Genomic DNA, 25,374 nt, shown 5'->3' with positions numbered 1-25,374 from the left:
CCCCGATGCGGTACATAGAGGGTTCTGAGTAGAAAAATGCTAGTTGAAAATGTGTAAACTTATTTCAGGACTAGACAGTGTTCAGATGAGCATGACGAAGCCTGTCTGGCTAAAAACGGTACTCGATATGGAGGGTATGGCTGTCCAGCCCCGGGTTCTTGTCATACATATAGGCGTTGGACATGTGCTCATACTGATAGCCGATCAGCCAATTCTTGGTGATGGCGTAACCGAGGCCGATACCCAGAGCGAACTGCAAGGGACCGCCGTAATCCTTGTAGCCGTGGCCGCGGGTGCCAAATTGATACTGATCGAGCCAGACCATTTCGCCGGGGATCCAGGTCACCCAGTTACCCCATTGGCATTCGATACGGGCACCGCCTCCCAGTCTTGCTGTCTCTTCATCTTCTACCTTGAGGGTACCGCCACGCACTCCCAATCCAAATTGACAGGCCGAGTCTCCCCAGCGCCAGAACATGTGGTGAAACTTGGCATCGGCGATCTTGATGTCGAGCTTTTCATTGCTGAACGCCTTGCCCAGCTGCAGGGCAAGAATATTGTCATTGGCCACGGCCCCTGCGCTGGTGAACAGTGAAACCAGCAGGCCAATCCTTGATAGAGTGTTAGCGTCCATGCCCCCTCCAATGTCGTTGAGACCCTGTGGTGCCGATTCAATCGGACACATATCAGGCATAGTCAACAGGCAATAACCCTGTCAATCACGGCCAGAAAAACTAAAAAAAACCATGTTGGCGAATAAATGGTCTATCGCTTTTATGTTCTCAATAACGGGGGAAAAATGGAGTTTGGCTGAACGTTATTTGAACAGTTTGTTATGTGTGATGTTAATGGTGGTCACTTTTCAGGCAATGGCTGAGTGGATTGATGGGGATATCAGAGAGGTTGCCGAACTCGAATAAAGTATTGCCAACCATATTTTGATTGAAACTTCAATGGATGTAACTCACAAAAAATTAATTTCTTTTTGGAGGGGCGAGGGATAATTAAGAAATTTCTAAATTAATCTTGCTTGTCGTCAAAAATATTTACACCGTACGAATACATTTATTACCAATGCTGCTTTGAGCGTAAATCTTTTAAAAACAGAGTCTTGTGTCCCTCCTTGTCGTGTGAAGAATGCAGGTGAGTTTTTTGAGTGTTGACCCAATTGTGGCTAATTGATAGCATTCGAAAAAAATGAGAATAAGTATGATATACGTCACATTGTGACGTTCTCATGCACGGGATGGGTGCTTACATTGCAATCAATTTCTGTCTGCTTTTTGAGCTGGCAGTCCTCGTTATTTTCCCTCCTGTTTTAGTTTTACATCCATTTTGTCTGTTTTTTGTCCGGGAAGATGTCGTTGCCGTGCGGTAGCTATGGCAAAAAAACAGTGTTTCTCATCAACATCGCTACATCTTTACAGCAATTGAGCCGCATTGCTCATTTTAGAGCTCATGCCTACTTCTGATGAGACTATTGCTGTTCTGTCTGAGATCCATCATATATCGTGTCTTGCTCGATTCACTCAGAACATTCTGAAATGTGTGCTGTAAATGGTAATTTTTTGAGCAAAGCCCTCTTGTTCAGACTGCCTGGTATCGCTTCGCAGTCTCGGCAGATTGTCTGTTGATGAGGAACTCAAAACCCGCTTTTGCAGTTGCAGGGCTGGGGATGAACAGCCACATGTCAGTTCGTTTTTTGGTCATGAAAGATAATGAGTCGATCGGCAATAGCGTTGCCAGACCATAAGGCGACCTGGCTTTAACAGATCAACACTTGACTCCATGGGAAATATTGACACATGAATTTTGCAACCCGGTTATTGGCCATATCGTTAGCCATACAAGTTGGTGGCTGTGCATATGAGCCAAAGCAGGTAGAAGCGTCTCGTCCTCTCGTCAACCCGTCAGTTGCTACTGAATTGTATGCCATGCCTCCCGATCTGCAGCAGGCGCTGAATACACTGCCACAAGGCGCTGCATTCAGTAGAAACAATGTTACCTATACCCTGGGGCAACGCTATGTTTCGGCTCTGGGTCTTGAGTGCGTTGAGTTGTTGTTTAACAGCATGCAAGGCCATTCGCAAAGGCGCGCGGCATGCAAGACTGAAGAACAATGGTATCTGATACCTCAACTGGAACAGACCTCTGTCAGCAACCTTCTTGCTGAGCAATAAAATGAAGGCACATGTTTTGAACAAAATGAAAATTTATCAGCTCGGCACACTTCTGTTTCTCATCAGTACATCCTGCGCAACCATGGCCATTGCCGCCCCGGATTTAGCGCAAGCAAATGGATCATCATTTGGTTACACCCTTTCAGGAAAGGCTGCTGAAAACACCGGCACCCAGCTTGGTGGTCAAGCAGCACTGAGTGGGCAGGCCAACACAAGTTCAACGACCGGGAGTTTTACTCAACAGAATCGTCAAGGGATGTTGTTACCCGGTGAGGCAGATGTACGTAAATTACTGCCCCTGGCAGAGGCTGGATTACCTCCTCCTTATGGCGCCAATCTGTTTGCCGGTGGCTATGAGACCGAACGCAGCGATGGCTTGAATGACAATTATCTGATTGCGCCAGGGGACAAGCTTAATATCTGGATCTGGGGGGCCGTCAATTTTTCCAATGTAGTGACGGTAGATAATCAGGGCAATATTTTCATCCCTGATGTCGGCCCGATAAATGTCAAGAATGTGCCAGCCAGCCAGGTCAATAATCTGGTGACCAGCAGGATTGGCGATGTTTTTACGAATAATGTCAATATCTACGTCAACCTGCTGACAACAACTCCCGTGAGTGTGTTTGTCACTGGCCCGGTAATACGGCCAGGCCAGTATGCGGGTCAATCCTCTGACAGTGTGCTCTATTTTCTAAAGCGGGCTGGGGGGATCGACTCGGAGCGCGGCAGCTATCGTCAAATAAAGGTATTACGCCAGAACCAGGTCATCCAAAAAATCGATCTGTATGAATTCATGCAGCAGGGCAAAATGCCCAAGCTCTCTTTTAAAGATCAGGATGTCATCTTGGTAGAGCCACAGGGCCCGATGATAAATGTCGCGGGCAAGGTTCGTAATCCCTTCCGTTTCGAATTGACTCAGCGTAATACGCTAGGCTCGGAGCTGGTCAACTACGCACTGCCGCTTGCCAAGGTGAGTCATGTCGGGGTGATAGGTGACCGTCCAAGTGGTCCATTCTCCATCTATTTACCTTACAAGGATTTTGCCAGCCTTCAGCTTAAGGATGGTGACAAAGTCTTGTTCAACGATGACATGCATGCTCAGGTTTATGATGTGCAGGTCGCTGGTAGCTATATGGGGCCTTCATATTTCACTGTGCGCAAGCAGACCAAGCTGCATGAGCTGCTCAACCATATTCCCATTGATCCACAGCTTGCCGATTACCAATCCATCTACCTGATGCGCAAGAGTGTTGCTGCGCGGCAAAAAGAGATGTTGGAAGAGTCGCTCAACCGGTTGGAACGCACTGTGTTTACTGCTCCCGCCAGTTCGGATGGTGAAGCGGCGATCCGTGCCAAAGAGGCAGAACTGGTGATGCGCTTTGTCGAAAAGGCCAGAAAAATCCAGCCTCTTGGCAAGGTGGTGGTCGCAGACAAGGGGATTGTTGCGAACATTCAGCTGGAACAGGGTGACCAGATAGTCATACCGAACAGAACGGACCTGATCCAGGTCGGTGGGGAAGTCTTGATGCCACAGGCTGTGGTCTATAACGCCAATGCGACTCTCGATGACTATGTGGCCTGGGCGGGCGGATTCACCGAGCGTGCAAATGACCAGCGGATAGCCGTGGTTCATGCCAACGGATTGGTGGAGTTTAAAGATAAGGGGAGTGTCCAGCCCGGTGATCAGATCCTGGTGTTGCCCAAGGTCGACAGCAAAACCATGCAATCGGTCAAGGATATTACTCAAATTATCTATCAGATCGCCGTGGCTGCTAATGTAGCAATTAACTAAGCCGCTGATTGCGGCGTAAGACAGACTCGCCTCGGCGAGTCTGTTATACGGTAGAGCGACTTAATGAATAAACCGATTCTTAATCAAACTCCGCGTACATCCCTGCAGGTGTTGCGAGATGTTGTCTTTGGCCTGCTTATTCGTGAGCTTAAAACCCGCTTTGGCAGATACAGGCTGGGTTATGCCTGGGCTCTGCTGGATCCGCTGCTAATGATTGTTTTTTTTAGCCTGATTTTCGGCCTGCGTGGCCATAGTGGATTTGGTGGGGCACCGGCACCGTTATTTATCGCGACTGGATATCTGCCCTTTATTGTTTTTAAAAATGTGGTGAGTAAGTTGCAAACGGCAGTCAGTGGCAACATGGGGCTATTCTGTTATCGCCAGGTAACTCCCTTCACAACGTTTATTGCCAGGTTTATGCTGGAAACTATGGTCGGTATGATGGTTGGAGCAATTTTTATACTTGGGCTGCTTTGGTCTGGTTTTGATGCTATACCCGCCGATCCGCTACAGGTGCTGTTTATCTATATATTGCTGATGATGTTTTCCTTCTCTCTGGGAATCCTTTTCTGTGTCATAGGTCATTCATTTCAAGAAGCTAATAAATTCCTGCGTTTAGTAATGATGCCTTTGATGTTTATTTCTTGTGTTATGCATCCTCTAATTGCAATTCCAAGTCAGTATCAGCATTGGTTTTTATGGAATCCGCTGGTGCATGCCCTCGAGCTTATTCGCAGTGGCTGGATTGCCGGCTATAGCAGCCCATATGTTAGTTGGGAGTATCTGGCTGCGGTCACCCTGATACTGCTCACCTTTGCCATGAGTTGCTATCGGTTAAGCCACCGCCGCTTGATTGCCAGTTAAAGTGATCCACATGATTGTTCTTGATTCAGTTACCAAGTATTACCCGACCAAATTTGGTCGTAACTATGTGCTGCGCGATGTATCGCTCACCCTGCCTCGGGACCGCAATATCGGCATTCTGGGGGTCAACGGGGCGGGAAAGTCGACCCTGTTACGGCTGCTCGGGGGTATGGATATGCCCAACCGAGGCAAGGTGAGCCGGCATTGCCGGGTCTCCTGGCCTCTGGCTTTGAGTGGGGGCTTTCAGGGCAGCATGACGGGTCGTGAAAATACTCGTTTTGTTTGCCGCATTCACGGGGTGCGCGAAACCCAAGCCGTAGAGGAGTGGGTCAAGGAGTTCTCGGAAATAGGGCAACATTTTGAACTGCCGATCAAAACCTATTCCAGCGGAATGAAATCAAGGTTTAATTTTTCTGTTAGCATGGCCTTTGACTTCGATATCTATCTGACCGACGAGATCACCTCGGTGGGGGATGCCCGCTTTAAACAGAAGTGCATCGATGTCTTTAACCAGAAACGTGCAACGGCCAGTCTGATTATGGTGTCGCACGATATGAAAAACCTGCGTCAGCAGTGTGATATGGGGATATTATTGCGCAATGGCCAGCTTGAAGTGTTCGACAATATCGACGATGCGATCTGTATTTATCAAAATCTATAATAAGCACAATTAAACATGACACAACCTATCAGAATAGAAAAGCCATCACGCTTCGTGCGGAAGATTCGCAAGCTTGGCAAAGAGCCGAAGCGTTTCTTCATTGATTCCAGCGGTTATAAGATCGTCCACAGATCTTGGCAACAGAGTCTGAAACTGGGCAGTTTTTTGTGGGTTGTAGCCTGCTTTACCATGGCATCGATCTATTTTGGCGGGATTGCTTCAGACCGTTATGTCAGCCGTAGCGAAATCATTATCAAACAGGCCGACCAGATCAAAATGCTGCCCGATGCCCTGTCTATGCTGGGGCTGGGTGGTAGCAATCATCAGGACATATTACTGGTACAAGAGTACCTGCGCTCCTGGGATCTGCTGGCCAAGCTGGATCGCGAATTGGCGCTTAAAGCGCACTACCAAAGCCATGATGCCGACTTCTTCTCCCGTTTATCGGGGGAGGCGACCCGCGAAGAGTTTCTTGAATATTACCGTGATCACCTGAACTTGCGTCTTGATGAACTCTCCGGGGTATTAACTATCGAACTGCAGGCTTTTGAGCCCATATATGGCCAGCAGGTAGTGAGCATGATGCTGAAAGAGGCGGAAGGCTTTATCAACAAGCTGGGCCATCAGGTTGCCATGGATCAGCTCGCGTTTGTCGAGCAAGAGGTTAACCGTTCCCATCAACGCTTGCAGACAGAGAAAGCCAAGGTACTGGCGTTTCAAAATAGCCATCAGCTAATCAGCCCGGAATCGACTAGCACTGCACGCCTTGGTGTGGTCAGTGAAATTGAAGCCGAGCTGGTGCGCCAGCAGGCAGAACTGAAGCAATTGCGCAGTTATATGAAAGAGAGTGCACCAGGGGTGGTATCGGTGCAAAGTCGTGTTGATGCGTTGCGCAAGCAACTGAAACAGGAAAAGGCGAAATTGACTACCAATCATACCGGTGCTGGCAATCAGGTGGCACCTGAGGCGATGAACGGAATTACCGCCCAGTATATGGATCTGAAAACCCAGGCCACTTTGGCTGCCGATCTCTACAAAACAGGCCTGATCAGCCTAGAGCAAACTAGGGTAGAGGCATATCGTAAGCTCAAGCATCTACTGATCATCAGTCAGCCGACTTTGGCTGAAGATGCGGAATATCCTCGTCGCCTCTACAACTTGGCCACTGTAGGAGTTCTGCTCTGCCTATTTTATGGGCTTATCCTCATGGGGCTAGCAACTCTCCGTGAGCACCAAGACTAACTGAACGATGGCACAGAAAATAAAGCTCTTAGTTCAGATAATAAGAGCATTCCATTATGCATAAACGAGAACAGGTCAACTTTTGGTTCTGGTACGCATCGTCTTGCTAAAGAAAAAATGGGAAACCATGTAATGATATAGAGGGATTACGATATGTTTAGTAAGTATCGTAATAATTAAGTTTGATAGTAATTATCTATTGTTGAAATTTCAAAAACAAAATACACTTTTATATAAGATTTGAACATGAAATTAAAAGACAAAAAATATACACTTAAAAACAATTATTTACCAATAGCAAAATCCCTAATGTATAGGGCTAATCCATTAGCAAAAACGGCATGGGTTTTTAACGTTGCAAAATGGAAGAGACCTATATTAAAAAAGTATTTTCCACAATACAACTTGAGATATTTAGCGGTAAAAGATCATGTATATGATAAACATCATGCAATTAGCTTATCTCCAAGGCCTATTTTTCTTATTTGGGGAATGATACAACCTGATGACTTGAACGACTATGCAGAGGAATTTTCAATTCCTATATATAGAGTTGAGGACGGTTTCATTCGCTCAATCGGGCTTGGTTCCAATCATACACTTCCATATTCTCTATGCATAGATAATGAGTCAATTTATTTTAATTCACACAGCCCATCTAAACTAGAAAAAATACTATCAACCTATGATTTTAATTCTGATAAAGAATTCAATTCTAGAACTAGTTATTGTTTAGAGTTAATAAGAAATCATTCAATTTCAAAGTATAATGAAAAAAGATCTAATGTTGCTCCTATGCTTTACGGTCCTAAGACAACCAAGCGGATATTAGTGCTCGGTCAAGTGGAGGATGACCAATCCTTACTATATGGATGTGAAAGTATAAGAACAAATGCTGAACTTGTTAAAATAGCATACGATGAAAATCCAACATCTCAAATTATATTCAAAACTCATCCTGATGTTTTAAGTGGGAATCGGCATGATATATCTAGCATAAATGAAATAAAAAAATATGCTGAAATAATTCCATTGGATATCTCCCTAAAGGATGCCTTATACAAGGTAGATCATGTGTATACCCAAACATCTTTGGGTGGTTTTGAAGCATTAATATATGGAGTGAAGGTTACTACTGTTGGGGCTCCTTTTTATTCTGGGTGGGGTATAACAGATGATAGGTTTAAGGTAGAAAGGAGGGGTAGGGTTCTCTCTCTAGAGGAAATATTCTATGCTGCATATATTCTTTACCCTAAATACTATGACCCCGAAAATAAAAAACCTTCAACTTTAGAGACGGTTCTCCATCATTTCATAAATGAACTTAATGAATTAGATAGAAATAAATTATCCCCAGATAGGATCGTTACGTCATATAAGTTTATCAACTATAAAACCAGATCAACTATTCAGAGCAGATATATAACGCACACAAGGACAGATAATATATGTATTATTACTGATGATCCTCAAACCCTGCACTTTGCAAAAGAGTTAACTAAATTTAAAAATAAAGTATCTTTAATATATGCGCGAGATAGTCTCGTTAAAGTAGAAAATACACTAATAAATGAAGATGAACAGGAAAAATTAGAGATAACATCTATACATAAAAAATATGGTGTTACCCTGTCAAAAATTGAAGATAGATCGATAAAATTCACTGAGTTGCTATCTGAAAATTTTAAAAAAACAATATCTGTTTTTTGTGATCAAATTTGGTCAGATAAAATAATTGAAACAAACTCAAATGGGTTTGGTGACTTTTTATATTTCGAAGCATTGAGATATAATGCTATGAAGGAGGTATTATTAGAGTTTGATATGGTCTTGGTTGTTCAAAATGATCCTGCAACCATGAGTGATATCGCTCTTTCATTAGCGTATCACGCCAGAAATATAGACCGAGAAAGCTCAATATATTATGGAGCCAGAACTTACCTTGATGCGAAAGCATTTTCTGATATCATAAATGATTCGTTGTCCAAACCATATACGAATGACCTTTCTAGCGAGCTATCGAATGAAGATGCAAAAAAAGTTTTAAACTCAAGTCACTGGGACATACAACGCAATAAAACTTGTTTTAATATGGATGCTGTGGTTGTTTGTGGTAATCTACAAGTGGACAGTTACGCTTATCTACCAATGACTAAGAGAGTCATATCTTGTATAAGTAACAAAACCAATAAAAATATAATTTATTTTGGGGCATCTTTTCTACCTGCGGCAATCCAAGATGAATCCAAAACCGTAACTTATCTCGAAACGACACATCCTCACTTTGAAGTTTATGATGGTAATAGGAGTGTTTATAAGAATAGACACGCATGTTGCTTCCCTATAATCGAAGACATTTTCAAAACTAATATAAAAAATAGCCTGCTTATTAATCTAGGGAAATCATTGCCTAGTGAATTAATTAAAATAATATCGCCCCGTATAGATGTATATTTGAATTCCACCTTGAATAATTTTTTCCTGATATCTGAGCTCCAATCAATATTTAATTCAAATTCTATAGTCTCTTTTGTTACAACGATGGAGAGGAGCGTAATTTCAAGAATAATAGCGGCCCTAGCTTCCCAATATGGTGTTCTAAGTATAGGTCTTCAACCACAAATAATCTCTCATTCAGCAAGATACTCTTCTCACTCAGTAGATAAAATGGGCGTTATTGATAGTAATCAAATTGATATATATCGTCATTTCGGTGCATCCGAGGATAGTTTATTCAAAATTGGTTCTGAAAATATCACATCAAGGTTGAAGTTAATTAGAAAAGCGAAGGAAATTCAGTCCGAGTGTGAGTATGATATTTTTTTTGCAATGCAACATTCATGTTCTGAGACGATGATAGCAATATCTAACTCACTGAGAAGACATTTAAAAACGTATGGTGGAAGTTTGATAGTAAAACCGCATCCACATCAAGAACTGTCTATATTGAATAAGGTTAAATCTATTTTTTCAGATTGTGAAAATGTACTGATTCTTTCAAGGGATGCAGATACATACACGAACCTAGTAAGGGCTAAAATAGTTGTTGGTTATTTCAGTAGTGTTCTACTAGAAGCCTCATTATTTGGTATGAGTGTTATTGTTGCTGCATTCCATGGGATACATGAGTCTATTGATTTTTCAAAGTTAGGGCTAGCCATCAAAGTTGACAATGATAAGTCACTTTCGGATGAAATACTAAGTGATGATATCAGTACGCGGCTTGATTACTTGCGAACATCATATATTTCAAATAACAAACACTTTTTTACAAGTGAAAGTCAGCATGATTTAATTGACGAGTTTTTGATTGGTAATATCAAAAGCTAAATGTAGAGCGTTATAGCTCATCTTTATATTAGGTAAAAAAATGAGAGAAAATATTTTAAATATTATTGGCCGTAATAAAGACTTGTTTGTTGATGATATTGGTAAAAATGAACAAAAGCTGTCGGATGTCGTTAGCCAGTCCCGGTTCCTTGTCCTGGGGGGGGCCGGTTCCATTGGTCAGGCGGTGACCAAAGAGATCTTCAAGAGAAATCCACGCAAGTTGCATGTTGTCGATATCAGCGAGAACAATATGGTCGAGCTGGTGCGCGATATCCGCAGCTCGTTTGGTTATATCGATGGTGATTTCCAGACGTTCGCCCTGGATATTGGCTCCATTGAATATGACGCCTTTATCAAAGCTGACGGCGCCTATGATTACGTGCTCAACCTTTCTGCGCTCAAACATGTGCGCAGTGAGAAAGATCCTTTCACGTTGATGCGCATGATCGATGTCAACGTCTTCAACACGGACAAAACCATCCAGCACTCCATCGACATGGGAGTGAAAAAGTATTTCTGTGTTTCGACGGACAAGGCGGCCAATCCGGTCAACATGATGGGGGCGTCCAAGCGCATTATGGAGATGTTCCTGATGCGCCGCAGCGAACAGATTGCCATTTCAACCGCGCGCTTTGCCAATGTGGCCTTCTCAGATGGCTCCTTACTGCATGGCTTCAACCAGCGTTTGCAAAAACGTCAGCCCATCGTCGCCCCCAACGACATCAAACGCTACTTCGTGACCCCCCAGGAGTCCGGTGAGCTGTGCCTGATGTCCTGCATCTTCGGTGAGAACAGGGATATTTTCTTCCCCAAGCTCAGCGAATCCCTGCACCTGATTACCTTCGCCGAAATCGCGGTGAAGTATCTGGAGCAGCATGGTTACAAGCCGCATCTGTGCAAGGACGAGGATGAAGCCAGAGCCTTGATGGCGAGCTTGCCTGAGCAGGGGATGTGGCCCTGCCTCTTTACCGAGAGTGACACCACGGGTGAAAAAGACTTCGAAGAGTTCTTCACGGACAAGGAAGTGCTGGATATGGCCCGGTTCGAGAACCTGGGCATCATCAAGAATGAACCCTCATATCAGAATGATCAGCTCAACCATTTCGAGCAGACCATTGCAGCCATGAAAACAAAACGCGCCTGGGACAAGAAAGAGATCGTCGAGTTGTTCTTCGCCATGATCCCGGATTTTGGTCACAAAGAAACGGGCAAATATCTCGACGGCAAGATGTAAGGAATCGGTATGCATACTCAATTGATACGTTTTATTCGTGATACCTACAAAACCGATGACTTCATCCCTCTTCACGCCCCGACCTTTGCCGGCAATGAACGTCAATATGTGCTCGATACCCTCGAAAGCACCTTCGTTTCCAGTGTCGGAGCCTATGTTGAGCAGTTCGAGCAACAAATAGCCACCTTTACCGGTTCAGCCCGTGCCGTTGCCACCATGAATGGCACGGCGGCGCTGCATATCGCGCTCTACATGGCAGGTGTGCAGGCAGGCGATCTGGTGATCACCCAGCCCCTGACCTTTGTGGCGACCTGCAATGCCTTGTATCACATGGGCGCAGAACCCGTGTTCGTCGATGTATCACGCCAGAGCCTGGGTCTGTGCCCCGTTGCCCTGGCCAACTGGTTGGAAGAGCATGCGTCTCGCACCGAGACAGGCGCGGTCCACAAGACAAGCGGACGCCGCCTCAAAGCCGTCGTGCCCATGCACACCTTTGGTCATCCGGTTGAACTCGATGAGCTTCAGGCCGTGTGCGAGGCCTGGGGCATCGCCCTGGTGGAAGATGCTGCCGAGAGCCTGGGTTCCTACTACAAAGGCAAACACACGGGGACGCTGAGTGCGTTTTCCGCCCTGAGTTTCAATGGCAACAAGATCATCACCACGGGTGGTGGTGGCATGGTGCTCTGCCAGAATGCCGAACAGGGGGCGCGCACCAAGCACATTACCACCACCGCCAAGGTACCCCATCCGTTCGAGTTCTATCATGATGAACCCGGCTTTAACTACCGGATGCCCAATCTGAATGCGGCCCTCGGATGTGCCCAGATGGAAGCCCTGCCGCAATTCCTGGCGCAAAAGCGGGCGCTTGCCATGCACTATGCCGAGTTCTTCAAGGGACAGGCATGCCAGTTTGTGACCGAGCCTTCTTATGGACGCTCCAACTACTGGCTCAATGCGATTGTCTGTGAAGATAAGACCCAGCGGGATACGTTGCTGACCGAGCTGAACAAGGCTGGTGTCATGACCCGGCCTGTATGGAAGCTGATGCATCGCCTGCCCATGTTCTCTCATGCCTTGCGTGGGGAGCTTAGCAATGCCGAATGGTTGGAAGCCCATCTGATCAACCTGCCCAGCTCGCCTGTCGAGGTCTGAACATGGCCAACACCATTGCCGTCTTTACCGGTACTCGCGCCGAATACGGGTTGCTCTATTGGTTGATGAAAGACATTGCCGCGGATCCCGATCTGGAGCTCAAGCTGATCGTCTCGGGTACGCACTTGTCCCCCGAGTTCGGCCTGACCTATCAGCAGATAGAGCAGGATGGCTTCAAGATCGATGAGCGCATCGAGATGCTGCTCTCCTCCGATACCTCTGTGGGGGTGGTCAAAAGCATGGGCGTGGCCTTGCTCGGGCTGGCAGATGCATTGGCCCGGTTGCAACCGGATGTGCTGGTGATCCTGGGGGATCGCTTTGAAGCGCTGGCTGCTGCCCAGGCGGCCATGTTGCAGCGCATACCGGTAGCACACCTCCATGGTGGCGAGATCACCGAGGGGGCTTATGACGACGCCATTCGCCATGCCATTACCAAGTTGAGCTACCTGCACTTCACGGCCGCCGAGCCCTATCGGCAGCGCGTCATCCAACTGGGTGAAGCGCCGGAACGGGTGTTCAACGTAGGTGCAGTCGGTCTGGACCACATCATCAAGACACCGCTGCTGTCCATGGACGAGCTGCAATCCTCTCTTGGGTTTACGTTGGACTCACCGTTCTTCGTGGTGACCTATCACCCCGTGACTCTGGCCGATGAACCGGCCAGGGAGAGTTTCAGTGCCTTGCTGGCGGCGTTGGATAACTATCCCGACCATCAGGTTATCCTGACGTACCCGAATGCAGATGACGGTGGTCGAGCCATCATTCCACTGCTTGAGCAGTATGCGACAGCCAATCCTGCACGCGTGCTGGCCATCCCGTCTTTGGGTTACAGACGTTACCTGAGCGCGGTGAAACACTGTGCCGCCGTGATCGGCAACTCGTCGAGCGGCATCATTGAAGTGCCTTCTCTGGGTGTCCCGACCATCAATATCGGCCAACGCCAACAAGGGCGTCTGGCAGCGAAGAGTGTGCTCCATTGCGACGCGAAGGCTGAGGCCATTACGCAATGCATTGCCAAGGCCTTGCAGCCTATGGGCCCGGATGTTTATGTCAACCCTTATGGTGCAGGGGACGCCAGCGGCCAAATCGTGGCACGCCTGAAGCATTTTGCCATCCCCACCATCAAACAGTTCCATGATCTCGACAGGAGTCCGTCGCCATGATCCGCATCATCGCCGAAGCCGGCGTCAACCATAATGGCGACGAAGCACTCGCCGTGGCACTGATCGATGCTGCCCACCAGGCAGGCGTCGATGTCGTCAAGTTTCAGACCTTCAAGGCGGCCAATCTGGTGACCCGCCAGGCCAAGCAGGCCGCTTATCAAACCGCCAACACCGGTAAGGAAGAGAGCCAGTTTGCCATGCTCTCCCGCCTTGAGCTTTCGTTCGATGCCCATCTTCGTCTGATCGCCCATTGCGAATCTCTCGGCATCGAGTTTTTGTCTACCGCCTTCGATACCGAGAGCCTGGACTTCTTGGTGAACCGGTTGAAGTTGCAGACACTCAAGATCCCGTCCGGGGAGTTGACCAATGCTCCTTTCGTACTGGCCCATGCCCGCACCGGTTGCGAGTTGATCGTCTCGACCGGCATGGCCACGTTGGCAGAAGTGGAAGCTGCTCTGGGGGTGATAGCCTTCGGATTGACCGCGCCGCAGGATGCGCAGCCCGGTGAGGCCGCCTTCATGGCTGCCTATGCAAGCGAGGCCGGTCAGGCAGCTCTTGCCAACAAGGTGACCCTGTTGCATTGCACGACCGAGTACCCGGCGCCCATGGTGGATATCAACCTCAAAGCCATGGATACGTTGTCTCACGCATTCCGGTTGCCGGTCGGTTATTCGGATCACAGCCAGGGCATCACTATTCCCATTGCAGCGGTGGCCCGAGGGGCCTGCCTTATCGAGAAGCACTTCACTCTGGATCGCAACATGGAAGGGCCTGATCACAAGGCTTCTCTAGAACCCGATGAACTGGCCGCCATGGTGAAAGGGATCCGCGATGTGGAGCTGGCACTGGGGGATGGTATCAAGGGACCGCGCCCAAGCGAGATCAAGAACAAGGAGATCGCACGCAAGAGCCTAGTCGCTGCCTGCGACATTGAGGAGGGGGCCATTCTCTGTGCCGACAACCTCGCCATCAAGCGCCCGGGCGATGGGATGAGTCCCTATGCCTACTGGCAGCTCCTGGGGCAACCTGCGAAGCGTGCCTATCTGGCGGGTGAACCTATCCGTGAATAAACCAGTTATTGTTCTCGGAGCTGGCGGGCATGCCTCCGTGTTGGTCGACATGTTGCGCAGCCAGGGAATTGTTCCTCTTGCCCTGGTTGCGCCCACCGCAAGTGCACCTCGCGCCGTGTTTGCAGACATCTCTCTCTGGCACGACGAAGCAAAAATACTTGCCTATCGCCCACATGAGGTGGAACTGGTCAACGGAATCGGTTCCTTGCCGGGTAACTCGTTGCGTACCGAGCTGTTTGCCCGTTATCAGGGGCTGGGCTATCGGTTTGCCCGTGTTATCTCGCCACAAGCTACGGTGTCTGCCTACGCAGAGCTGGGAGAAGGTGTTCAAGTAATGGCGGGGGCGATCATTCAGGCTGGTGTCCGGATTGGAGCCAATAGCATCATCAATAGCGGTGCCATCGTGGAGCACGATTGCCACTTGGCTGGAGACAATCATGTGGCACCAGGCGCTGTGCTATCCGGCGGGGTGGTGACGGGTGAAAGAGTTCATATCGGTACGAGAGCCGCCGTGATCCAAGGTATATCGATTGGTGCCGATGCTGTGGTCGGTGCTGGAGCAACACTTACACGAGCTCTAGGTGTTAAACAAATCGCATACGTTGCTCGGAGCAGCGTGATGCCTATCAAGTAGTAAAGGATGGATTGGATGAGCAAAAATTGGGAAAAAACGGTGTTGTCGCGCAAACACTCGGTGCGCGATGCTCTGAGCGTGATCAATGAAGAGGCATTACGGGTCTGTCTGGTCGTGGATGAGGATCAGCATCTGCTGGGAGTTGTGACTGATGGTGACGTGCGTCGTGCCATCCTGAATAATGTCTCTTTGACGCAAAGCGTCACGGCCGTGATGAATCCCACCCCCATCACCATCTCAGCCAAACTGCCCCGTGCGCAGTTGCTGGGGATCATGCGTGAGCACAGCATTCTTTCACTGCCGGTGGTCGATAATACTGGCAAGCTGATTGGATTGGAAACTTGGGAGCGCGCGGAGCAAGCGCCGAGCTATGACAACCCCGTCTTCATCATGGCGGGTGGATTTGGTACACGTCTTCGCCCGCTGACCGACAGTTGCCCCAAGCCCATGCTCAAGGTAGGGGATAAGCCCATATTGGAGACCCTGCTGAACCAGTTCCTCAAGAACGGCTTTAAGAACATTTACATCTCGACCCACTATATGCCTGAGAGGATCACCAATTATTTTGGCGATGGCTCAGCCTGGGGGGCCAATATTTGCTACGTGCATGAAGAAACTCCCTTGGGAACAGGTGGTGCTTTGGGACTGCTGCCTGCTGACATCCCTGCTCTGCCACTGATCATGATCAATGGCGACGTGCTCACTACGGTGGATTTCAAGCGCCTGCTTGATTTCCATAACAAAAATCAGCCTGTAGCGACCATGTGTGTTCGTGAATATGACTATCAGGTTCCTTATGGAGTTATTAGTGGAGACGGATATCGCCTCCTCGAGATGCAGGAGAAACCCATTCAACGATATTTTGTCAATGCCGGTATTTATGTAGTCAGTCCAGAATTGTTCATGAATGTGCCAAGGCGAGAACGTATTGATATGCCTACCCTGCTTGAACAGCAAATCGCCAAGCAGGAAGAGGTATTAATGTTCCCAATACACGAATACTGGCTAGATATTGGTCGTATGGATGATTTCCGCAAGGCACAACTCGATATTAAGGAGTTGGTATCATGTCCCTGAGCATTGCAATTATACCTGCACGTGGGGGGAGCAAGCGACTTCCGAATAAGAATGTTTTGCCCTTGTCTGGTAAGCCTCTTATCGTCTGGACAATAGAGGCTGCTTTGGATAGCCAGCTATTCGACATGGTGTTAGTTAGTACCGATTCTCAGGTTATTGCCGATGTGTCAATGAGTGCTGGGGCGGCTATCCCATTTCTTCGGCCTGCCGAGTTAGCCAGTGATACAGCAACAACCAATGATGTGATCTGTCACATGGTTGAATGGGTTGAGACACATTACAGTCCAGTAACCAAAGTAACCCTTTTACAACCAACTTCGCCACTGCGTGATGTGGACAATATAAAAGAAGCCATGGCTCTGTATGATGAGAAAGAAGCATCTGCAGTTATCTCTGTATGTGAAGTTGATCACCCTATTCAATACTGCAATCGTCTTTCGAGCGATCTTAGTATGAATGGGTTTATTCCAGCCATCAAAAATATGCGGAGCCAAGAACTAGAAATCTATTACCGTCTGAATGGTGCTATTTATATTTTTGATCGTAGTTTTGTCGGTTCCTTGTCAGATATTTATTCAGATGGTTCATTTGCCTATATTATGGATAAAGATAAGTCAATAGATATTGATGGTGAGTTGGATTTTTTATTGGCAACCCTGATGTTTGATAAAAGAAATAAAATGTGAAATAGTCAGGAGGGCTGTGATGAACATATGGGCCACTTCTGTTGGATTGAAGAGAAAATCTGGCATTATTAATGTTTTGTTTAAAGGGACTGTATGTAGATATAAATATGATAGTGGTGTGAAACCTGATGATATATATATTGGTTGGGGCCAAAAAGCCAATACCAGGCAGATTAAGCAGAAGGCACAAGCGTTAGGATTGCCCTATTGGCAGCTGGAAGATGGCTTTATCGGTTATATCGGCCACCCCGCCAGGGGGGGCAAGGCGGTCTCATTGATCGCCGATCCGGTGGGGATCTATTACGATGCCCGCCAGCCCAGCCAGCTTGAACAATTGATTGCCACCCCGTGCGAACCACAGATGTTGGCACGGGCCGAGCGATTGATCGATGAGCTGGTACGCCTCGGGGTCACCAAATACAACTGTTATGCCACTGCCCCCGATCAGTCGATTGCCAGCGGCAGCGTGACCGCCCTCTCTGCCGTCGGGGACTATGGCGGCTTGCCATCAGGGCTTGCCACTCGTCTGCAGCAGAGCGCCAAACCCAGGGTCCTGCTGGTCGATCAGGTCTCGGGGGATCTCTCCATTCCGGGGGCGCTGGCCAGTGAAGCTGATTTTGTGGCGATGGTGGAGGCGGCGCGCCGCAATCATCCCGATGCGCGCCTGTTGCTGCGCACCCATCCCGATACTCGCCTTGGCAAGAAGCGCGGGGTTTTGGCCCGTCTGAACCTGGATGATGTGGAGATTGTGGCCGATCACTGCCATCCCCATGCGCTGCTCAATGTGGTGGATGCGGTCTATACGGTGTCATCCCAGCTTGGTTTTGAAGGCCTGTTGCTTGGCAAGCCGGTCTATTGCTTCGGTATGCCGTTTTATGCGGGTTGGGGGCTGACCCATGACAGCAAGCAGTGTGAACGGCGCAACGTAAAAGTGTCGCTCGCCCAGCTGGTCGCGGCAGCCTTGATCCGCTATCCCCGCTATCTCGACCCTGTGCTGGGCCAGCGTTGCGAGGTAGAGGAGGTGGTCGCCATTATTGCCAATCAGCGCCGCCCCGCGCCGCGCTGGCGCCGGCTCTATCTGGTCGGTTTCTCGCTGTGGAAGCGGGCATTTATGCAGGCGTTTTGCCAGCATTTGGCCGATGAGTTGCGCTTTGTGCGCAAGCCACCCAAGCGGTTGACCGGTGACGAGCAGATATTGGTGTGGGGTAGCCGCCACCCTGATCTCGCCTCTGCGATCCGGGTCGAGGATGGTTTTATTCGCTCGAGGGGGCTGGGCTCCAATCTCTGTCGTCCCTCCTCCTTGTCACTGGACCCGGTCGGGATCTATTTCGACAGTCGCACTCCCAGCGGGCTGGAACAGTTGCTCAACTATCAGGAGTTGACAGAGGTGGAGGTCAAACGCGGGGATGCGCTGCTCGCCTTGCTACGGGAACACAGGGTCAGCAAATACAATGTGGGCGAGCCGCAGCACTACACCAGGCCCGATGATGGTCGTGAGCTGGTGCTGGTGGTGGGTCAGGTGGATGGCGATGCCTCCATCCTGACCGGGAGCCCCCATATTCGCAGCAATGAGCAGTTGCTGTGGGCGGTGCGAGCGGCCAAACCCGATGCTCATATTCTCTACAAGCCACACCCTGATGTGGTGGCGGGCAATCGTGGTGGGGCGATTTCTGCGGCCTGTCTGGCGGAGTGTGTCGATAGCCAGGTGCTGGATATTGGGCTCACCAGCCTCTATCCCCATGTGGATGAGCTGCATACCATGACCTCGCTCAGTGGCTTCGAGGCGCTGGTGCAGGGGGTCAAGGTGACGACCTGGGGCCAACCCTTCTACAGTGGCTGGGGGTTGACCACGGATGCCAATCCGCCTGCTCGTCGTCAACGTAGTCTGCCGCTGGCGGCGCTGGTCTATCTGACGCTGGTTGCCTATCCGCTCTATCTCGATTGGCAGACCGGGCTCTGGATAAGTCCGGAGCAGTTGATCCACCAACTGGCGAAGCAGGGACACTCATCGGCCCAAAAAGCGAGCCGCTGGCAACGCTGGCAGCTCAAGCTCGGTTACTTGTTCCAGACGCTCATGCAGCGCCCCTCTCTCTCCCCGTTTTTGAGATAAGTCGTCAATGAAGATGTTGTTACTGCAAGGCCCGCTTGGCCCTTTCTTTCAGACCCTGAGTCGACAGTTGACCGAGGCGGGACATCAGGTAGTGAAGATCCATTTCAATGGCGGGGATGAGTGCTGGCCCTGTGCTGGAAAAAATCTGCGTTTTCGCGGGAAACCGGAAAGCTGGAACGCCTTTTTCCGCCGGGTGCTCAAGCAGCAGGGTATCGATACGGTGATCTGTTACGGGGACTGCCGTTATTACCATCTGGAGGCTGGCCGTATCTGCAAGTTGAAGCGAGTGCCATTCTGGGCGATGGAGGAGGGCTATCTCAGACCCGATTTCGTCACGCTGGAGCAGGGTGGGGTCAATGCCTTCAGCCCCTGGTATGAGCGGCGCGATCAACTTGCCCAACTGGATTGGCCTGTGCCTTATGACAGCTCGCTCAAGGTGGGCAAGACCTTTGCGGTGCGCGCCTGGTATGCCAGTCGCTACCACATCAACAAGTCGCTGTTCCGTTGGCGTTATCCCCACTTTGTGAATCACCGTCCCTGGAGTCTGGTGCAGGAGGCGATGGGGTGGGTCTGTGGCGCCATGGTGAAATACGGCAACTTGCGCCAGGATCGCGCCCTGCTCAAGGCGTTGCCGCAGTACGCAGGGCGGATCTTCTTTGTGCCACTGCAAGTGACCGAGGATTTTCAGATCCGTGAGCACTCTGACCTGAGTGGGGTAGAGGAGATGGTTGCGCAGGTGATCAACTCCTTTGCTGAGCATGCCAAACCCGAAGATGTGTTGCTGTTCAAGCACCACCCCATGGATCGGGGCTATGTCAGTTATCGTGCCCAGATAAACAGGCTCATCGCGGTGCTTGGCCTTGAGGGGAGGGTCTTTTACGGTTATGAACTGCCGCTGCCAACCCTGTATCCCTTGCTCAAAGGGGTGATCACCATCAACAGCACGGTCGGTCTCTCTGCTCTGCTCCATGATGTACCCACCTTCTGCATGGGGCGGGCACTCTATGATATTGACGGTCTGACCACCAAAGGTTCGCTGGCCTCCTTCTGGCACTCGCAGAGCCCTGTATGTGCCGAGACATTCAAACGGGTGCGCCACTCCTTGCTCCATCTGACCCAGCTCAATGCCAGTTTTTACCGTCATCTGAAAATGAGTGCGCTGGCGGTCATGGAAAAAATGAAGCTTTCAGCGCCGAATATGCGTGATGAGCTTGTATCGCCGGAACGCCGTATGAGGGTGAATAATACCATGTGCCTTACATTACCCTGGCTGGCCACTTTCGATGGTATTAGCGACCCGTTTACATCTATCGGTTCAACCGCTCTGATGTTACTCGTTTGATGTCTGCCTATTTTTGATTTAGTGTGTTAGTGAGAGGTAAATAAAACCAGGAAGGTTAACATGAACATTCACGGTTGCTTGTTATCCATTGGACTCTTGGGGTTGCCGACTTTTTCCATGGCAGCTGAACATGATCTTTCACTCATTATTCACGGGGCATCAATACACAGTGATTGTTCGCAGGGACCAGGAAAAAAAAGCAAAACCTGTGACTTTAATGGTTTTAACCCGGGATTGGGATTGGCGTGGGTGTTCTTGGGTGACAACGACACGGGAAAACTTGCGCTGCGCGGCGGGCTTTATCGGGATTCTCTAGAAAATACAGCTGGTTATGCGGGTTTCTCTTATCGGAAAGAGTGGTATCTCACCGAACATTTTTTTGCTGGGGTAGGGGCGCAGGCTGGTTATCTCAACGGTTCGGGTATTGATGGTTTTGCCGCTTTGCCGATAGTGATACTGGGTTACAAGTCAGTTGCATTGGAAGTCGGTTATGCACCCAAGGTTGATTGGGTACCTGGGGGAGACCATGTCGCGGTCACCACCTTCTCATTGCGATGGACGCTGTAATATTAGCGAAATATGATCGCCATTACGCATTGTACTTTGTCATTTTGCCACGTTTTTTAATACACATTTGTGGTGGATATAATCTGGCAAGCTGTGTGAAATATATTTCAGGCCAGATTTTGACTTGTGAGTCATAAAATGGTGCCCCATTTTATCTGAGCAACAATTATTGTGGATTTATTTCAAGATGAGCTAAGTGGCGTATTCATTTATCAATATTGATTGCATCTGGAACATTTAAAAATAAAAAGCCCTTCACCATGGTGAAGGGCTTTTTGCTCTCTGGCGTTATCCGTCCGGGTTGGCGTGCAGGCTTAGTAGCCCTGCTGGTGCACGTCCATCACGGCGCGGCCAGACGGGTCGGCCATCTCCTTGAACTTGGCATCCCACTCCAGCGCGGTGGGGGTGGAGCAGGCGACCGACTTGCCGTAGGGCACGGTGCGAGCGGCGGCCTCCAGCGGGAAGTGCTCGTCGAAGATGGCGCGGTAGAAGTAGGCCTCCTTGGTGAGCGGGGTGTTGATGGGGAAGCGGAAAGCGGCCGCTTCGAACATCTGATCTGTCACTTCGGTCTCGACCATCGCCTTCAGGCTGTCGATCCACGAATAACCTACGCCGTCGGAGAACTGTTCCTTCTGGCGCCATGCCACTTCGTGGGGCAGCAGATCTTCAAACGCTTCGCGCAGGATGTGCTTCTCGATCTTGCCTTTGCCACACATTTTGTCGGCAGGTTGCAGGCGCATCGCCACGTCCATGAACTCCTTGTCGAGGAAGGGCACGCGACCCTCGACACCCCAGGCGGCCATCGATTTGTTGGCGCGCAGGCAGTCATAGAGGTGCAAAGAGGCGAGCTTGCGCACGTTCTCTTCGTGGAACTCGCGGGCGTTGGGCGCCTTGTGGAAATAGAGGTAGCCACCAAACAGCTCGTCGGAACCTTCGCCGGAGAGCACCATCTTGATCCCCATCGCCTTGATGTAACGGGCCATCAGATACATGGGCGTGGAGGCGCGAATGGTGGTGACGTCATAGGTCTCGAGGTGATAGATAACATCGCGCAGGGCATCCAGACCCTCCTGCACGGTGAAGTGGATCTGGTGGTGGATGGTGCCGAGGTGATCAGCCACCTTGCGGGCGGCGGCGAGATCCGGCGACCCTTCCAGCCCCACGGCGAAGGAGTGCAGTTGCGGCCACCAGGCTTCGCTCTTGCCATCGTCCTCGATGCGGCGCGCCGCATAGAGCTTGGTGATGGCGGAGATGACGGAGGAGTCCAGCCCGCCGGAGAGCAGCACGCCATAAGGCACGTCACACATCAGCTGGCGTTTGACCGCAGCTTCCAGCGCGGCTTTCAGCTCGGCTTTGTCGCTGACGTTGTGCTCGACCGCGCTGTATTCCATCCAGTCGCGCTTGTACCACTGTTTGAGCTCGCCATCCTTGCTCCACAGGTAGTGTCCCGGCGGGAAGGTCTCGACGCTCTTGCAGACCGGTACCAGCGCCTTCATCTCGGAGGCGACATAGAAGTTGCCGTGCTCGTCGCGGCCGGTATAGAGGGGGATGATCCCCATGTGGTCGCGACCAATCAGGTAGGCATCTTGTTCAGCGTCATAAAGAATGAAGGCAAAGATGCCGTTGAGATCGTCGAGAAACGCCGGGCCCTTCTCCTTGTAGAGAGCCAGCAGCACTTCACAGTCGGATTTGGTCTGAAACTGGAAGTCGACCTTGAGGCTCTTCTCCAGCTCCTTGTGGTTGTAGATCTCGCCATTGACCGCCAGCACATGGGTGCGCTCGGGGTTGTAGAGCGGCTGGGCGCCATTGCCCGGGTCGACGATGGCCAGACGCTCGTGCACCAGAATGGCTTTGTCGGAGCTGTAGATGCCGGACCAGTCAGGCCCGCGGTGACGAAGTCGCTTGGACATCTCCAGCGCCGATTTGCGCAGGGCGACTGCATCGGACTTGATATCCAGAATGCCGAAAATTGAACACATTGGCGGTAATCCTCTTGATTTTTATATGAGCCCCCCACGTTTGGGCTCGAAATTCCATTTACATTCCTCGTCAGACACAATGCCTAGCGGAAAAACCTTTTGCAAGCGGGAAAACCGCAGAAAATCATGCCGTAAGCGTCAAGTGGATCAACAGGATAAGGGCTGCTGCAACGGGGCAGGGTGACGTGAACGTCAAGCCGAGGCGGGTTCGAAGATGACGTAGACCTTGCGACAGGGGGTAAGGGTCTCCCACTCACCGATAAAGCCGGCTGGAATGACAAATTGATCGCCGGGTTTGAGGACCAGCTGGCCGCCCAGACTGTCGTGGATCACCACATCCCCCTCCAGCAGCTGGCAATACTCGTGCTCGGTGTAGTGGATGGCCCAGCGGCCCGGCTCGCAAGACCAGAAGCCCACGTGAAACTGCTGGCTGGGGTCGGAGTAGTGGTTCCACACCGTCTGACTCGGGTTGCCCGCTTTAATGCGCTCGGGGGCAGGCATCAGCGGGGTGGGGGCCGCCTCGTGGCGGCCCGGCAAAATCCAGTCGTTGAGGGTCTTCATGGTGCCTCCTTGGCTTCGTCAGATAGGAAAGCGGGGCCATCCCGGCCCCGCGTTTGTTCGTTTTATTAAACGAGGTTATGCATAACTTAAACGATGCGTTCCTGCTTGCCAAGAGCCCTTGCCAAGGGCTGCTGGTCGACGACTCAAAGTGGCTGCAAGCGGCGGATCACATGGCGGGCAAAGCCGCTGCCCGCTTCGTTGTAGACGTTGAACACAGCATCCACCCCCTGCTCCTTGAGGGAGGCGATATCATCCTCGAAGCGGACGATGGCGGCGATCTTGCCGGCAAAGCCGTGGCTGCGCAGTTTCTCGATGGCGTAGAGATTCCCCGAGTGGTGGGGCATCGCCAGCAGTACCAGATTGACCTGATTGGAGAGCAGCACTTTGTCCCAGAAGTCGGTATCGGTGGCATCCCCCTCGATGACGTTCATCCCCTGGGCGCGCAGGGTCGGCAGCTTCTCGCTGTCGTTCTCCACCCCGAGGATGACGTTGCCGTACTTGTTCTCCAGCTCGAAGTAGGCCCCCTGACCGATCCGTCCCATACCGAGGATGATCACCTCCGCATCGCCAAGCTCGATGGGCCTGTCTTCCGGATGGAGGTTGCTCGCCTGCAGCCCCTTGAGCCAGTGACCGATACGGTGGTAGATCCGCTCGCTCTGGGCATTGAGCGGGGCGGAGATCATGAAGCTTGCCGCCAGCGCCAGCGAGACCGCCACCAGCCACTCGTAGGAGAGCCAGCCCGCCTTGGCGGCGATGGCCGCGACGATCAGGCCAAACTCCGAGAAGTTGGTGAGCGCCAGGGTGGAGAGCAGCGCGGTACGCACCCGCAGGTGAGCGCCGCTGTAGACCAGATAGTAGAGCGCGCTTTTGAGCGGCAGGGCCAGCACCAGTGCCAGCGCCAGCAACATGGTGTCGTGGGTCGGCAGACCGTTGAGTCCGATGGTGAGGAAGAAGCAGATAAGAAACAGGTCTTTGAGGTTGAAGAGCGCCTTGGCAAGGCCTGCTGCGGCAGGATGGGAGGCGAGCATCATGCCGATGATAAGGGCCCCCAGATCCGGCTTGAGGCCGACCACTTCAAACCCGGCTGCACCCACCACCAGTGCCAGAAAGACCCCGAACAGCACCTGCAACTCGCCGTGACCGGCCCGCTCCAAGAGCTTGAACAGCAGCGGGCGCAGCAGCGGCAGTCCCAGCACCCAGAGCGCCCAGATACTGGGCCACTTGCCGCTGGAGAAGGCCAGAAATGCCACCGCGAACACATCCTGCATCACCAGCACGCCGATGGCGATGCGGGCGTAGAGGGCATTCATGTCACTGCGATCTTCCAGCACCTTGACCGCAAAAACGGTGCTGGAGAAGGAGAGGGCAAAGCCCAGAAGTAGTGCCAGCTTCCAGTCCAGCGACAGGGCCAGTACCAGTCCTAGCCCCTTGCAGACCAGCAGTACCACGGTAAAGAGCAGGGTGGAGAGCAGCAGATGCAGGCTGGTGGTGCCCCACACATCGCGCCGCATCAGGGTCTTGATATTGAGCTTGAGCCCGATGGTGAACAGCAGCAGGGTGACGCCGAGATCGGCGATCTCGTTGAGGGCTGGGGTGTTGTGATAGCCCATGCCATTGAGGATAAAACCGGCGGCCAGAAAGCCGAGCAGAGGGGGCAGGCCAATCAGATTGACCAGCATGCCGCAGCCAAAGGCCACGGCGATCAGAATGGGTTCCATAACAGATCC

Annotated in this window: 20 protein-coding genes; 16 read left to right on the top strand and 4 right to left on the bottom strand. The window is 50.7% G+C overall.

Annotated elements, in window-relative coordinates; translation table 11 throughout:
• Positions 1-109: 109 nt before the first annotated feature.
• Positions 110-634 (bottom strand): acyloxyacyl hydrolase, encoded by a 525-nt coding sequence (locus tag G5253_RS09670; RefSeq protein WP_201996469.1) that lies wholly within the window; start codon positions 632-634, stop codon positions 110-112.
• Positions 635-1,805: 1,171 nt separating this feature from the next.
• Here G5253_RS09670 and G5253_RS09665 point away from each other — a divergent pair.
• The 16 genes from G5253_RS09665 to G5253_RS09590 all read left to right on the top strand — a co-directional run bounded on the left by G5253_RS09665 (position 1,806) and on the right by G5253_RS09590 (position 21,107).
• Positions 1,806-2,180: a hypothetical protein gene (locus G5253_RS09665; protein WP_201996467.1), complete on the top strand. Its 375-nt coding sequence runs from the start codon at positions 1,806-1,808 to the stop codon at positions 2,178-2,180.
• Positions 2,167-3,975 carry a polysaccharide biosynthesis/export family protein gene (locus G5253_RS09660; RefSeq protein WP_421203219.1) on the top strand — a complete coding sequence of 603 codons (1,809 nt, stop codon included), beginning with the start codon at positions 2,167-2,169 and terminating at the stop codon, positions 3,973-3,975. Before G5253_RS09665 ends, G5253_RS09660 begins: the two co-directional genes overlap by 14 nt.
• 63 nt (positions 3,976-4,038) lie before the next feature.
• Positions 4,039-4,839: an ABC transporter permease gene (locus tag G5253_RS09655; protein WP_421203218.1), complete on the top strand. Its 801-nt coding sequence runs from the start codon at positions 4,039-4,041 to the stop codon at positions 4,837-4,839.
• Between the two features lie 10 nt (positions 4,840-4,849).
• On the top strand, positions 4,850-5,500 hold the full coding sequence (locus tag G5253_RS09650; protein ID WP_421203216.1) for an ABC transporter ATP-binding protein: 651 nt from the start codon (positions 4,850-4,852) through the stop codon (positions 5,498-5,500).
• Positions 5,501-5,515: 15 nt separating this feature from the next.
• Positions 5,516-6,742: a sugar transporter gene (locus tag G5253_RS09645; RefSeq protein WP_421203215.1), complete on the top strand. Its 1,227-nt coding sequence runs from the start codon at positions 5,516-5,518 to the stop codon at positions 6,740-6,742.
• A 246-nt stretch (positions 6,743-6,988) separates the two neighbouring features.
• Entirely contained in the window at positions 6,989-10,072 is a 3,084-nt protein-coding gene (locus tag G5253_RS09640; protein WP_421203213.1) for a hypothetical protein, read from the top strand.
• A gap of 40 nt (positions 10,073-10,112) precedes the next feature.
• Positions 10,113-11,306 (top strand): UDP-N-acetylglucosamine 4,6-dehydratase, encoded by a 1,194-nt coding sequence (locus G5253_RS09635; RefSeq protein WP_421203211.1) that lies wholly within the window; start codon positions 10,113-10,115, stop codon positions 11,304-11,306.
• Positions 11,307-11,315: 9 nt separating this feature from the next.
• Positions 11,316-12,458: a LegC family aminotransferase gene (locus G5253_RS09630; RefSeq protein WP_421203209.1), complete on the top strand. Its 1,143-nt coding sequence runs from the start codon at positions 11,316-11,318 to the stop codon at positions 12,456-12,458.
• Positions 12,459-12,460: 2 nt separating this feature from the next.
• Positions 12,461-13,621, top strand: a complete 1,161-nt coding sequence (neuC, locus tag G5253_RS09625; protein ID WP_319907198.1) for a UDP-N-acetylglucosamine 2-epimerase — start codon at positions 12,461-12,463, stop codon at positions 13,619-13,621.
• On the top strand, positions 13,618-14,691 hold the full coding sequence (gene neuB / locus G5253_RS09620; RefSeq protein ID WP_421203206.1) for an N-acetylneuraminate synthase: 1,074 nt from the start codon (positions 13,618-13,620) through the stop codon (positions 14,689-14,691). The genes neuC and neuB overlap by 4 nt, the downstream gene beginning before the upstream one ends.
• A complete protein-coding gene (locus G5253_RS09615) occupies positions 14,684-15,325 on the top strand; it encodes an acetyltransferase (protein ID WP_421203205.1) in 642 nt (213 codons plus the stop codon). Before neuB ends, G5253_RS09615 begins: the two co-directional genes overlap by 8 nt.
• A 15-nt stretch (positions 15,326-15,340) precedes the next feature.
• On the top strand, positions 15,341-16,402 hold the full coding sequence (locus tag G5253_RS09610) for a nucleotidyltransferase family protein (RefSeq protein WP_421203203.1): 1,062 nt from the start codon (positions 15,341-15,343) through the stop codon (positions 16,400-16,402).
• A complete protein-coding gene (locus tag G5253_RS09605; RefSeq protein ID WP_421203201.1) occupies positions 16,393-17,088 on the top strand; it encodes a cytidylyltransferase domain-containing protein in 696 nt (231 codons plus the stop codon). The genes G5253_RS09610 and G5253_RS09605 overlap by 10 nt, the downstream gene beginning before the upstream one ends.
• 76 nt (positions 17,089-17,164) lie before the next feature.
• On the top strand, positions 17,165-19,198 hold the full coding sequence (locus G5253_RS09600) for a capsular polysaccharide biosynthesis protein (protein WP_421203199.1): 2,034 nt from the start codon (positions 17,165-17,167) through the stop codon (positions 19,196-19,198).
• Between the two features lie 7 nt (positions 19,199-19,205).
• On the top strand, positions 19,206-20,540 hold the full coding sequence (locus G5253_RS09595) for a capsule biosynthesis protein (RefSeq protein WP_421203197.1): 1,335 nt from the start codon (positions 19,206-19,208) through the stop codon (positions 20,538-20,540).
• A gap of 60 nt (positions 20,541-20,600) precedes the next feature.
• Positions 20,601-21,107 (top strand): hypothetical protein, encoded by a 507-nt coding sequence (locus G5253_RS09590; protein WP_421203195.1) that lies wholly within the window; start codon positions 20,601-20,603, stop codon positions 21,105-21,107.
• Positions 21,108-21,421: 314 nt separating this feature from the next.
• Here the strand turns inward: G5253_RS09590 and asnB are convergent, their stop codons facing one another.
• From asnB to G5253_RS09575, 3 genes are all read right to left on the bottom strand, one after another.
• Entirely contained in the window at positions 21,422-23,086 is a 1,665-nt protein-coding gene (gene asnB / locus G5253_RS09585) for an asparagine synthase B (protein WP_421203194.1), read from the bottom strand.
• A 192-nt stretch (positions 23,087-23,278) separates the two neighbouring features.
• A complete protein-coding gene (locus tag G5253_RS09580) occupies positions 23,279-23,647 on the bottom strand; it encodes a cupin domain-containing protein (protein ID WP_182939436.1) in 369 nt (122 codons plus the stop codon).
• 143 nt (positions 23,648-23,790) lie between these two features.
• Positions 23,791-25,365 carry a cation:proton antiporter family protein gene (locus G5253_RS09575; RefSeq protein ID WP_041209381.1) on the bottom strand — a complete coding sequence of 525 codons (1,575 nt, stop codon included), beginning with the start codon at positions 25,363-25,365 and terminating at the stop codon, positions 23,791-23,793.
• Between the last annotated feature and the right edge of the window lie 9 nt (positions 25,366-25,374).

The organism is Aeromonas sp. 602658 (assembly GCF_049173005.1).
Classification (GTDB): domain Bacteria; phylum Pseudomonadota; class Gammaproteobacteria; order Enterobacterales; family Aeromonadaceae; genus Aeromonas; species Aeromonas veronii_A.
Note: the sequence above shows the minus strand (reverse complement) of the source record. Positions and strands in the feature narration are given on the sequence as shown.

What these genes read in the sequence shown, in the direction of transcription:
- G5253_RS09595 (WP_421203197.1), top strand. Translation starts at nt 19,206, where the DNA reads ATGAAGATGTTGTTACTGCAAGGCCCGCTTGGCCCTTTCTTTCAGACC.
- neuC (WP_319907198.1), top strand. Translation starts at nt 12,461, where the DNA reads ATGGCCAACACCATTGCCGTCTTTACCGGTACTCGCGCCGAATACGGG.
- asnB (WP_421203194.1), bottom strand. Translation starts at nt 23,086, where the DNA reads ATGTGTTCAATTTTCGGCATTCTGGATATCAAGTCCGATGCAGTCGCC.
- neuB (WP_421203206.1), top strand. Translation starts at nt 13,618, where the DNA reads ATGATCCGCATCATCGCCGAAGCCGGCGTCAACCATAATGGCGACGAA.
- G5253_RS09640 (WP_421203213.1), top strand. Translation starts at nt 6,989, where the DNA reads ATGAAATTAAAAGACAAAAAATATACACTTAAAAACAATTATTTACCA.
- G5253_RS09635 (WP_421203211.1), top strand. Translation starts at nt 10,113, where the DNA reads ATGAGAGAAAATATTTTAAATATTATTGGCCGTAATAAAGACTTGTTT.
- G5253_RS09665 (WP_201996467.1), top strand. Translation starts at nt 1,806, where the DNA reads ATGAATTTTGCAACCCGGTTATTGGCCATATCGTTAGCCATACAAGTT.
- G5253_RS09605 (WP_421203201.1), top strand. Translation starts at nt 16,393, where the DNA reads ATGTCCCTGAGCATTGCAATTATACCTGCACGTGGGGGGAGCAAGCGA.
- G5253_RS09590 (WP_421203195.1), top strand. Translation starts at nt 20,601, where the DNA reads ATGAACATTCACGGTTGCTTGTTATCCATTGGACTCTTGGGGTTGCCG.
- G5253_RS09655 (WP_421203218.1), top strand. Translation starts at nt 4,039, where the DNA reads ATGAATAAACCGATTCTTAATCAAACTCCGCGTACATCCCTGCAGGTG.
- G5253_RS09630 (WP_421203209.1), top strand. Translation starts at nt 11,316, where the DNA reads ATGCATACTCAATTGATACGTTTTATTCGTGATACCTACAAAACCGAT.
- G5253_RS09580 (WP_182939436.1), bottom strand. Translation starts at nt 23,647, where the DNA reads ATGAAGACCCTCAACGACTGGATTTTGCCGGGCCGCCACGAGGCGGCC.
- G5253_RS09645 (WP_421203215.1), top strand. Translation starts at nt 5,516, where the DNA reads ATGACACAACCTATCAGAATAGAAAAGCCATCACGCTTCGTGCGGAAG.
- G5253_RS09610 (WP_421203203.1), top strand. Translation starts at nt 15,341, where the DNA reads ATGAGCAAAAATTGGGAAAAAACGGTGTTGTCGCGCAAACACTCGGTG.
- G5253_RS09670 (WP_201996469.1), bottom strand. Translation starts at nt 634, where the DNA reads ATGGACGCTAACACTCTATCAAGGATTGGCCTGCTGGTTTCACTGTTC.
- G5253_RS09650 (WP_421203216.1), top strand. Translation starts at nt 4,850, where the DNA reads ATGATTGTTCTTGATTCAGTTACCAAGTATTACCCGACCAAATTTGGT.
- G5253_RS09575 (WP_041209381.1), bottom strand. Translation starts at nt 25,365, where the DNA reads ATGGAACCCATTCTGATCGCCGTGGCCTTTGGCTGCGGCATGCTGGTC.